The 11,661-nt window shown below is 43.8% G+C and carries 7 protein-coding genes; all 7 read right to left on the minus strand.

The genetic code is table 11. The features are described 5' to 3' along the window. Positions 1-46: 46 nt before the first annotated feature. The gene (locus ABDD94_RS12760) at positions 47-1,246 is read right to left on the minus strand and encodes a glycoside hydrolase family 88 protein (protein ID WP_345952565.1); all 1,200 of its coding nucleotides are present in this window, start codon (positions 1,244-1,246) and stop codon (positions 47-49) included. Between the two features lie 2 nt (positions 1,247-1,248). After that, positions 1,249-2,424 (minus strand): alginate lyase family protein, encoded by a 1,176-nt coding sequence (locus ABDD94_RS12765; RefSeq protein ID WP_345952566.1) that lies wholly within the window; start codon positions 2,422-2,424, stop codon positions 1,249-1,251. Positions 2,425-2,433: 9 nt separating this feature from the next. Then, positions 2,434-3,522 (minus strand): alginate lyase family protein, encoded by a 1,089-nt coding sequence (locus tag ABDD94_RS12770; protein WP_345952567.1) that lies wholly within the window; start codon positions 3,520-3,522, stop codon positions 2,434-2,436. 26 nt (positions 3,523-3,548) lie between these two features. Then, positions 3,549-5,789: a glycoside hydrolase family 3 N-terminal domain-containing protein gene (locus tag ABDD94_RS12775; RefSeq protein ID WP_345951701.1), complete on the minus strand. Its 2,241-nt coding sequence runs from the start codon at positions 5,787-5,789 to the stop codon at positions 3,549-3,551. A 98-nt stretch (positions 5,790-5,887) separates the two neighbouring features. Further along, entirely contained in the window at positions 5,888-6,739 is an 852-nt protein-coding gene (locus ABDD94_RS12780; protein ID WP_345951700.1) for a hypothetical protein, read from the minus strand. Positions 6,740-6,750: 11 nt separating this feature from the next. Further along, positions 6,751-8,400, minus strand: coding sequence for a RagB/SusD family nutrient uptake outer membrane protein (locus tag ABDD94_RS12785; RefSeq protein WP_345952568.1), 1,650 nt, complete (start codon positions 8,398-8,400; stop codon positions 6,751-6,753). Positions 8,401-8,413: 13 nt separating this feature from the next. Further along, the gene (locus ABDD94_RS12790) at positions 8,414-11,635 is read right to left on the minus strand and encodes a TonB-dependent receptor (protein WP_352432870.1); all 3,222 of its coding nucleotides are present in this window, start codon (positions 11,633-11,635) and stop codon (positions 8,414-8,416) included. Positions 11,636-11,661: the final 26 nt, after the last annotated feature.

Here is an 11,661-nt window from a genome sequence, read left to right on the forward strand (position 1 = left end):
TAAAGCCGGTTTTCAATTATGAAAACCGGCTTTTCGCTTTTAATACTTATTGTACTATAACAGATTGCCCGTTGGCCAAGCGGTTTTGGCGTAACAACGCTTCCAGGTAATAATAATCTGCATAACTTATGGGCACATCGATTTCGCTGTTAGCTGGCTTATGGCCGGTGCTGTGCAGTAGAATAAAGCCCTTACTTTCACCTGGTTTGGCCTGGTAACGCTTGCTAAGGCTATTCATGATGTCGTCGGCTGTTTTTTTGTACTGTTTGCCATTAGAGCTGTAAGTACTTAGCTCATACATTGCTGAGGCCATCAAAGCAGCTGCCGATGCGTCGCGCGGGGCATTTGGAATGTCGGGCGCGTTAAAATCCCAGTAAGGCACTTTGTCCTTCGGTAAATTGGGATGGCTAAAAATAAATTTAGCAATTGCTTCGGCCTGTTGCAGGTAAGCCTTGTTCCTGGTTTCGCGATAACATAGCGTATATCCATACAACCCCCATCCCTGGCCCCTTGCCCAGGCAGATGAATCGGCGTATCCCTGGTGTGTTTGCTTGTGCAAAACAGCACCCGTTTGCGGATCATAATCAATCACATGATAAGAGCTATAATCGGGCCTGAAATGGTTCTTCATAGTGGTATTGGCATGGCTTACCGCAATTTTATGAAAAGTAGAATCACCGGATAGTTTGGTTGCCTCAAATAATAGTTCCAGATTCATCATATTGTCTATAATAACCGGGAACGGCCAATTTTTGCGGTTATCCCAAGATTTTATGCAACCTACGATAGGATTAAAGCGGGTCGACAAGGTTTTGGCTGCCTGAATGATAACCTCCTTATAGTGCGCATCTTTAGTTAAACGGTAGCCATTGCCCACACTGCAATAAATTTTAAAGCCCACATCATGTGTACCTTTATCAAATTGCTCAGGCTCTATGTTGGTGGTATATGCTTTAGCGGCAGTAAGCCATTTATTGTTATGGGTGTACTCATACAAATACCAAAGCTCTCCAGGGAAAAAGCCGCTTACCCAATCTTTAGAAGGGATCATTACCAGCTCGCCAGTGGTGCTCAACGTTCTTGGTGAAACCGCATTAGGTTTGGTTGACGCTGCTATGGCCGCCGGTATGGCTTTTAGCATTAAATCGGTTTGCTTTTCGGCAAATGGTATTGCTTTTTTGGCATTATTTTGTGCGTAGCCTGCGGTGGTTAAAAGGCACAACGCAACAGGAATCAGTTTATTCATAGTTATTTATTAAGCCAGATAAGCGGATGCCTCACCGGCAGGTTTCTTATTATCTCTTCGTTTGCAGGATCATGTTCCAGTCTCTTCCAGGTGTTTAGCCATTCAGCGTTCTTATAGGCATTGGCGCCAAAAACTAGTGCTGGCTGCGCTGCTGGCCAGCTGTCCCAGTGCATCACATCCTTGTGATAAGGCCACTTGTTCTTGTCTTTCAAATATGGATATAAAAACTCAATGCCTTTTTTGATAGAACGACCATCAACTGTTTGATAAGTAAACAGGTTATCTTTTGGTGTACTTAACAATTCGCAAATGGTGGTCATGGCATCCAGGTTAAAAATAGAATAACCATAAGGTTTTGTCCGTTTCAATTCCAGCGGAAAGCTACCATCGGCAGCCATTTGGCCTGGCAACAATACATTTTTATAACGATTGCGGCAAGAATCGAGCAAGTCCTCGTTTTTAGTAAATTTGGCAAAGCATGCTGTTTGCATTACCCAGCAGGTACCATGGTTATTTTTGGCATTCATTTCGTCTTTGCCGTACTGGTTCGTGGTTAGCCAAACCAGGTACTGCTCAAACCAAGTTTTTATTGTTTTAAGATCCTCTTTGCTTATTACTTTCGAATCCTGTATCGCCTCAACACCCTGCACCACTTCCATTAGTTGTATGGTATCAATAATGCCAATGCCCCTGCCCGTGGCTACGCCTTTGACAGCCTGTGCATACTGTAGGTTGGGGTTCATCAATGTTTGAGGATTAACAAACCATGCTTTTAAATGCAACAAAGCATGCTGCGCATACTTCTTATCGTGTGTGAGCTGATAGGCTGAGGCTAACGCGCCAACAATACGACTAAAGCGAATCATGGCTAAACGGTGAGCCACAAAGTTTTGTGGGTTAGTCAAGCCGTCTTTTTGAATGTACGGTCCGGTTGGATTTTCAGGGTTGGGCCACCAGTAATCGCCCTCCGAATAAAAGTCGTGTCTGCCCCCTGCACTGCGCGGACTGCTTTCTGCCGTAACGGTGACCGGTTGCTGCGTTAGCGCCCATGCCGCTTCATTCAGAATAGATTGACGCAAAGTGGCTGCCACCTGATCCTTTACGGTACCGTCGGCAGCTATGCGCCAGCTCAGCGTTAGGCATGAGGCTATCATTAATACAGCGACAAAATTTCTCATATGCCTTAATTACTTTTTAGCCTGTCTTACCTGGTTAAGCACCAGTTGCCAATCATAGTATTCGTTCCCTGCAACCTGTTGTATTGTTTTCACTAATGATGTATCATAATATGCAGCTAATGAGAGTACTACAATGCCGTTACGCTGTTTAAACGGCGCTCCTGCTACATACCCTTTTTCACCATTGGCCGCACGGTCTCGGTCAAATTTAACTTTACTGTTAGCAAACTCACCATGCGTCTTCTCCCCTGTTACAAACGGCACCAGGAACTGAACCGACTTTTGCACTGATGATTTGGTCGGCGACTCAACGCTGTAGTAATTTTTACCATTCGCTCTACTAATCACTATGAGGGCTTTAAGAAGCGGTTCGAGCGTATAAATATGGTAATGCAAAGCATCCCGTTCGGCAAAGTCAAAGCTTGAGCCGTCCGGATATAAATTTTGAGCCAGCTGCTTTTCCAGTTCAGCCGTAATTGTATCCCGATACTTATCGGCATGTATGGCATAGGCTATCTGCGTTATAATTTTGATGCGGTGTGAATTCCAGTTATTTTTTGAAGTTGATTTAGTTGGCGTAGCCGATACGCTATGTATTTCGGCGTGGGCAATGCTCTCCAGCCAAGTGTCAATTGCTTGTTTATTTGGTTTGCTTACTTCGTCGCGTATCAGGTCATAACCGGTAAACATTTCCTCTAGCTTGGTTTCGTCAATTGGGTCGCCGGTGGCTTTGTTTATTTGGGCCCAAGCTGTCAGGTATTCCTGCGCCTTGTTCAAATAATCTTTGTTACCATAAAGACGATAGATCAAAGCAAGGGCATATATCTTGGGCGCATCAGCAACAGCTTTCAAACTGGCCGTTTTGGCCGGATTACCCTGTAGTAATCCTTGAGATGTTACCTTTTCAATGGGGTTTGGTGCTTCATTAAGTGCCTTTTCGGCCACTTGTTTCCACTCTGCAAATTCCTTTTGCACGCGGGCATCCTTTTCAACGGCTGTTTTAAGCGTTTTAACTTCGGCAGCGGTTAAACTTACGTATTGTGCTTTAACCCCCAACGTGAGGGTAAGCAAACTGCAGGTTATTATTATCTTTTTCAATTTAAAGGTAAATTAATAGTCATTTTCTAATTCACTAATTCAAACTTATCTTCAAGCATGATGTGGTCTGATGAATTACCAAGCATGAGTTTGAAGTCGCCAGGCTCAGTTGTCCAATTCATCTTCTGATCGTAAAAAGACAGTTTTTCTCTATTGATTACAAACTTAAGCGTTTTGCTTTCGCCAGCTTTCAAAAACACTTTTTCGAAACCCTTCAGTTCCTTAACCGGCCGTGTAACACTGGCAAACATGTCTTGCAGATATAGTTGCACTACCTCTTCTCCATCATACTTACCGGTATTAGATAATTTGCAAGTCACAGTAACTGAATCGGCGCTACTAAACTTGTTTTTGTCGAGTTTTAAATCGCTTAAGTTAAATGTGGTGTAACTTAAGCCATAACCAAATGCAAAGCGAGGACTATTCTGCATATCCAAATACCCTGAGCGATAGGTTGCCGCCACATCAGTTGGTGATGGCCTACCGGTGCTTTTGTAATTGTAATAAACGGGTATCTGGCCTTCTGACCGTGGAAATGACATAGGCAGCTTTCCGGCTGGATTGTAATCTCCGAATAGTACATCGGCCATGGCATTGCCAGCTTCACTACCCAGCCACCAGGTATGCAAAATGGAATTGGCACGATCGGCTGTCCAATTAAATATAAGCGGACGGCCCGACATGGTTAGTACCACTACGGGTTTGCCGGTACGTTGTACGGCTTTAATCAATTCTTCCTGCGCGCCCGGTAAGTGTATATTGGCTTTGCTCTTGGCTTCGCCACTCATATCAAATGCTTCGCCTACGGCCATAATTACAACATCTGCTTTGCGGGCAATAGCTGCTGCTTCTGCAAAGTTACATTTGGCAGTATCTTTCAGATCGCAACCTTCTGCGTATAACAACTTGGTATTTTTGCCTACCTTATTCTGTAAGCCCTCATACAAGGAAACTAAGTGGTCGTCATCCCATTTAACAGACCAGAAACCCATCATGTCTTTGTTGGATTTGGCCAATGGCCCAATCACAGCTATCGTCTTTATTTTTTTTGATAACGGAAGAAGTTGTTTATCATTTTTTAGGAGTACAATGCTCTTACGTGCAACATCGCGAGCCATTGCCCTGTTAGCGGCGGAGTTTAGTGTTTGGGTTTCGCGCTGCTCATTACTAAACCGATAAGGATCATCAAACAAACCCAATTCAAATTTTTTACGAAGGATACGTTTAACGGCATCATCAATTAAAGCATTATCTACTTTTTTATCTTGCACCAGCTTTGCCAGGCTTGCAATATAAGCGTGACCTTCCATGTCCATATCGCTGCCAGCTTTAATGGCCAGTTCAGATGCCTCTACGTTGTCTTTAGCAAAGCCATGCTGCACCATTTCGCGTATGGATCCCCAATCACTTACCACAAACCCCTGGAAATTCCATTTGCCTTTTAAAATATCTCGTTGCAGATAAGCGTTGCCCGTGGCCGGTATGCCGTTTAAATCATTAAAAGAATTCATGAACGTGGCAGCACCTGCATCAAGCGCAGCTTTAAATGGCGGCAGGTAGGTTTCCCACAACATGCGCTCGCTCATATCAACCGTATTATAATCGCGGCCACCAATGGCAGCGCCATACGCTGCAAAGTGCTTTACACAAGCCATTATAGCGTCTAAATTACCCAGTCCGTTTCCCTGAAAGCCTTTAACCCTTGCTTTGGCTATTAATGAACCCAGGTATGTATCTTCACCAGCTCCTTCCATAACGCGCCCCCAGCGTGGATCACGAGAGATATCAACCATAGGTGCAAAAGTCCAGTGCTGGCCAGAGGCGGCTGCTTCAGTAGCCGCCACGCGTGCCGAGGTTTCAATGGCTTTCAAATCCCAACTGGCAGCTTCGGCCAGTGGCACGGGGAAAGTAACGCGATAACCATGTATGATATCCAGTCCAAATAATAATGGAATCTTAAGACGTGACTGCATGGCTATTTCCTGAACCATGCGGGTATCCTTTGCTCCTCTTACATTCAGCATAGAGCCTACTTTGCCATCTTTTATATCTTGGTATTTGGTGGTGTTTGCCGTTACCGGACCTGTGGCCAGGCGGTCGCCGGTGTATTGATTTAGCTGACCTATCTTTTCATCAAGCGTCATCTTTGCCAACAATTCCTCTACCTTTTGATCGATGCCTGTTTTTGAGTTTAACAGCGGTTGTTGGGCCATCAAACCTAAACTTAAGCTTAAAGAGCATAAGGTAAGTAAAATTTTATTTTGCATGTAGGTAAAAGGGAGTGTATAACGAATGGTTAAAGGCACTTTTGGCCTTTAACCATTCAGGGAATTTTCATTTTAAATCGACTGGTATGACAACTACATTAATACCTGCTGGGAACAGTTAGCGTGTTAGTAACATGTATTTGCCCGTTAGTTGCAATGATGCCGCCGGTAACAACGGTGGTTCCATCATTCATCACCATAGGCGAAAAATCAGCGTTATTTTGTTTGAGATTGAATTTACCCTCTAAATCAAATCCTTTGCCGTTAGTGCCCGTAAAATCAAAAGTGAGAGTTCTGGTGCCGCTCAAACTTAAATTAGGCGCTGCATTTACAACCAAGTAACCCAATCTTGATTCTTTGCCGGCTGTTGCACCCGCTGGCAATAGTGTAGGCAACGATTGGTTTACACTGTTTAAATTATTAAAGCCCAAATCGCCGACACCAATCAGGTACAGAAAATAATTTTTTAAAGTTTGGGGCGAATATTCGTTCCATGATGTTGCCGGGTGCGTTACCGGTGTTACACCATCGGCTGCATATTTCTGCGTCCCGTCGGGGTTCTTTTCCATTATTGGAAAATCAAACCAGAAGCCAGCTGTAGGAATGTTACTGGTTGTTTTTACCACACCGGCAGTGGTTGTAGTGGGTAAAACCCTAACAGCGTTATTGCCCAGGAAGATAAAGGTACGGCCAGCTTTCTCGTACTCGGTAGGATCTATGCCTGCATACTCTAAACCCAGTTGCATGTACTTAAAAACCGTGTCGTTTGCAATTAGGGGTGCTTTGCCACGTTCGCGCAAATATTGCAACGCAGTTTTGTTAATTTTAGGATCTACTGTACTGCCTGGCTGGTACTCATAATTCTTTTGCAATTCCAAACCGCCAATTTTACAAGAGCTTACTATGGATGCGCAAAACAAGCCGGCTAAAAGTATATTTCTTTTTTTCATGACGTTTAATATTATAAACCGTTATAAGGCGGGTTTTGAACTAATAAATTGTTAGAATAAAGCACTGTATTGCTCAGTGGCCAGTAATAACGGCGCTTGTCTGTACCCCATCCTACTTGTGCATTACCTATGGATATTTGACGGGCTATTAGAATTGGATCCATCACTTCAATCACACGATCGGTACGTACCAGGTCAAACCATCTTACACCTTCGCCAATAAGTTCATACTGTCTTTCTTGTAAAATTTCGCTTTCTAACGCCCTCTCATCAGCAAACTGCGTGGTTAATACGGTTGGTACGCCCGCACGTGCTTTGATCAGATTGAGGTACTTAACCGCGTTGCTCCTGTCGCCAACTTTATTTAGTGCTTCTGCGTACAGAAGATACATGCCACCTAAGCGGTAAAGCGGGATGTAAACATTAGTTTCGACATTTGCAGGCAAATTAGCTGTAGAACTACCATAGTTAGTTGAGGTAAAGTTATAACCAGCTGTAGCAGTGGGCGCTATATAAGTACCGGGATAGAACTTCCAGAAACTGCGGTCACGAATGGGTTGACTGGTTGCAGATAAAATATTGTACGTTTGTTTAACTCTCAAGTCTATTGTAGCCGTGGTATTGCCATATTTTGCAGTTGCAGCTTTTGGCCAATTGGTCCACAATGGATCGGCCATACGGATAATTGGCTCATTTGATGTACGTGACACACCGCCCATACAAGCACAACCATTATCTGTATAATCCCAATGGATGTTAAAAATACTTTCAACGCTGCCGGCCGGCGTAGCAAATTGTTTATTCCATGATATACCAGGCTCTAAATCAGCAGCGGCACCACCCGCACCTGTGGCAGCTACACCTGCAGTATTGTACACCTTACCAGTTGGCCCTTTGGCAGCAAACAGACGCTTAAACCAAACTATAGCATTGTTATAATCTTTATCCCACATGTAAACATCCGCTCCAATTGATGCTATGGCTCCTTCTCCCAGATAAAATACATCTGGATTACCATTTTTTGCGGTAAGATCGTATGCTTTTTGGATGTCGGATTTAACCTGTGCCAAAACTTTTGCCTGAGGGTCGCGGGCCTGGGTAGCAGGTTGTGTTGGATCAACGTACGGCTCAGTACGAATTACTGCATCACCCCAAACCCGTGCAATCCAAAAGTAGGCCAAAGCACGCATGGCATATGCCTGTGCTGTGTAGCTTGACTCCAATGCAGGACTTAACGCGCCGTTTGTACCGGGTGCAACGTAGTTTTTTATTTCCGGAAGCCTTTTGATAAGTAGGTTTGCACGGGCTATAACGCTGTACAGAATGGTCCAGTCGGCATAAGCGTTTCCTGAAGTTAGACCATTAAAGTCGATCTCATTGGTGCTGGATGTTGCGTAGTTAGGTCTCCGGCCCTCCCAATTATCAGACCTTGCCTCGCCCCACCAGGTAATGTTGTTCTGGTTTTGCCCATTGGCAGACTGTTTAATCATGGCCGACTGAAATTCGCCGTACATAGCGGCAACGGCTGCGTCGGCATCCAGTTTACTGCGAAAAAAGTCTTCCTGTTTACCTTCAGACACTGGCTGTTCATCCACAAGCTTGTTACAACTTACGAAAGTTACCAGTACACTTATTATTGCTATTGAAAATATCTTTTTCATAATCTGTTACTTTTTAAAATGCCACATTAAGGCCAAATCCAAATTCTCTTCTCTTGGGGTATCTTCCTGTATCGTCTCCTGGAGTTAAGCCACTTGATGGCGTAAATTCAGGGTCGAAACCGCTATAGTTTGTCCAGGTAAGCAGGTTGATACCATACATATACAGGGAAAGATTTTTGGTGAAGAACTTATTAGCCAACTTTGAATCGAAACGGTAAGTTAAACGAGCATTTGATAAACGCACAAAGCTTCCGTTTTCTAAAAAGTAGCTGTTGCCGCCTATACGCTGGCTGCCACGCGTGTCTTTATCAGGGTAATATGGATAGGTTGCAATATCGCCTTGTTTCGTCCAGGCACCATAAATAGCTTCTGGCAACGAAGGGCCGCCGGCATTGGCAAAATTGGTTAAGTTTTGTTTAAACTGGTTGTAAACCTGCCCGCCCAAAGTAGCATTGATAATAAAAGATAGGGAGAACTGCTTGTAGGTAAAGTTATTCACAAAGCCCAGATATATGTCTGGCTGTGCATTTCCAATTACCTGGCGGTCGTTATCATCTATTATACCATCATTATTCACGTCTTCCCACTCTGTATCACCACCAAGCAGCACAGCGCCGCCGCTGGTTTTTTTACGTACAACTTGTCCGGAATAAGGTTGACCGTTAAGCTGATAACTGCTGGCTACTGTTGCGCCGGCATTACCATTCGGGCTGGTGGCTGTAGGCCCGCCGCGTGTAGTGGTTACTGCTGTTATGCCTATTGGCGTTAACCGTTGCCCATCTGGTGTATAAGCATTTGACGCATCATACTGGTAAATACCAAGGTTTTTCCAGCCATAAAAGCTGCCAATACGTAGTCCGTCGGCTACAAGATAACGTGCGTTACCACCGCTTACACCGCCAGAACCGGTAGCAACAAAACTTTCACCATTATTTAAACTTACAATTTTACCGCGTTCAAGCGAGGCGTTAGCGTTAATGGTCCAGTTAAAGTTCTTTGTTCTGATGGCATTACCACTCAATACAAATTCCAAACCTTTATTTTGAATGGTGCCTACGTTTACACGCTGTACCGTAAAACCGGTTTCTTTAGGCACCTGGCGGTTGTAAAGCAAATCATTAGTAGTTCTGATGTAAGCATCGATAGTAGCAGTAAGACGCCCTTTCAGAAAATTTAAGTCTAAACCTAAATCTTTGGTTGTGGTAGTTTCCCATCTTAAACTTGGGTTAGCCAGGTTATAAGTAGGTGCAATACCCGCAACTTTGTTATAAATATCACTGCCTATGTCCACTAATGGCACCGCATCAAAAGCCCCTATAGGGTCATTTCCTGCCTTGCCATAGCTAAAACGAATCTTTCCATCATCTAAAAACTTTTTAGTGAAGCCTAAGAATTTTTCATCAGTAAAACGCCATCCTGCTGATGCTGCCGGAAAACCACCAGAACGGTTTGCAGGGCCAAATCTTGATGATGCATCATTACGATACACACCCTGTAAAATATATTTACCTTTGTAGCTATAGTTTACGCGGCCAAAGTAAGAACCGGTTGAAACAGGTACGAAACGCACACGTTGTGAACGAAGGCCGTTAAGGTTAGCGCCGGGAACGGTCCGGATATTTTCGAACACGATATTAGCCGCTATCAGGTTAGTAGTATCTGTTCTCACACGGTCACGAGATACACCCAGTGTTGCTGAGATGCTGTGATCTTTTGCTATAGTTTTATTATAGTTTAAGTATGCCTGTGCCTCGTAATAAAATCTTTGAAAAATATTGTTTCGCAATGAATTGGTTTGTTGATCCTGAGAATTTACGGAACGGGGCGAAAAGCTTATACCCTCAGAGTTATCCAACTGCGTGTTAAGCGTTGTTGTCAACTTTAAGTCTTTTGTAAGATCAAAGTTTAAAGAATTAACAAACTGCGTACGATATTCTTCCCTTGTGTTTTCCTCATAAAGCGCATTGGCGATAGGATTACGCTTACCATTGATATAGCTGGTTAACTCGCCGTTTGGATAATAAAGCAGGTAGTTTGAAGGCCTGTCAAACGCCGGTCTGATCTGGTTACCAAAATTTGAGTAATTACCCGTTTGCCTGTAAAAAGAAATATTACCTGAATACTTTACAAACTTAAGGAACTGATAATCCACGTTAACACGAGATTGAATTCGCTTACTATAGGTGTTGGTAAGCGTTCCGGCATCGTCCAGATAGTTGAAGCTGGCGGCATAGGTAAGATTTTTCTGACCACCACCTATAGAAAACTTCACGTCGTGGCGGCGACTGGTGTTACCTAATACTAAACGCTGTAAGTCATTATCAGAGTTTTGGCCAGGGTTCAATGAATCCACTAAGGTACTTCCGTAACCAGGTGTTAAGCCACCTTGCAATCTACGATAGTAACGTACGTCGGCTGCATTGGCGGTTTGTATAAAGTGAGCCAGTTTACCAATAGTATAAGTGTACTGAAGGTCAATTCGGGTTTTACCTTCAACACCACGTTTGGTGGTGATCAGTATTACACCATTGGCTGCCCGTGAACCGTAAATAGCAGCTGAAGCCGCATCTTTAAGCACCTCAACGCTTTGTATATCATTAGGATTTAACAACGATGCATTTTGTGTAATTACACCATCAATAACATATAATGGGTTAGTACCCTGCCCTTCCGACGAAAAAGTAGACGGTCCGCGAACGGTGATTGAACCTTCTGCGCCTGGCTCGCCGTTATCATTAATTACCAAAACGCCGGCTGCCTGCCCTTGCAGGGCATCAAAAAGGTTTAACGGCTGACGTTCTTGTATTTGCTTGTCGGTTACAGTAGATATTGCACTGGTTATATCGCGCTTTCTTTGTACGCCGCCATAACCTGTCGATATTACAACTTCTTGTAATGCCGTGCTTGATTCTTGGAGTTTTACGCTTACGGAAGTTCGGCCGTTAAGCGCTTGTTCTAATGTATTAAAGCCTACATAGGTAAAAACCAAAGTGGCATTGGCATTTGGAACAGTTAAACTGAACTTACCATTTCCATCAGTGTTGCCGCCACCGTTTGAGCCTTTGACTTTTACGGTAACACCAGGTAAAGCATCGCCTTTGCTGTCTGTTACTGTCCCGGTTATTTTAATTGCAGTTTGTGCAAAAGTGTAATTGGTAATGGCGAGCAATTGCACCAGCAGTATGAACCCTACCAGGCTGAGGCTTTTTGCCTGTACCAATTTTAGTTTTTTCAATAAAAATGTTTTAGTACATCTTTTAT

Source organism: Mucilaginibacter sp. PAMB04168 (genome assembly GCF_039634365.2).
In the GTDB taxonomy this organism is placed as follows: domain Bacteria; phylum Bacteroidota; class Bacteroidia; order Sphingobacteriales; family Sphingobacteriaceae; genus Mucilaginibacter.

What these genes read in the sequence shown, in the direction of transcription:
- ABDD94_RS12760 (WP_345952565.1), bottom strand. Translation starts at nt 1,246, where the DNA reads ATGAATAAACTGATTCCTGTTGCGTTGTGCCTTTTAACCACCGCAGGC.
- ABDD94_RS12765 (WP_345952566.1), bottom strand. Translation starts at nt 2,424, where the DNA reads ATGAGAAATTTTGTCGCTGTATTAATGATAGCCTCATGCCTAACGCTG.
- ABDD94_RS12775 (WP_345951701.1), bottom strand. Translation starts at nt 5,789, where the DNA reads ATGCAAAATAAAATTTTACTTACCTTATGCTCTTTAAGCTTAAGTTTA.
- ABDD94_RS12780 (WP_345951700.1), bottom strand. Translation starts at nt 6,739, where the DNA reads ATGAAAAAAAGAAATATACTTTTAGCCGGCTTGTTTTGCGCATCCATA.
- ABDD94_RS12785 (WP_345952568.1), bottom strand. Translation starts at nt 8,400, where the DNA reads ATGAAAAAGATATTTTCAATAGCAATAATAAGTGTACTGGTAACTTTC.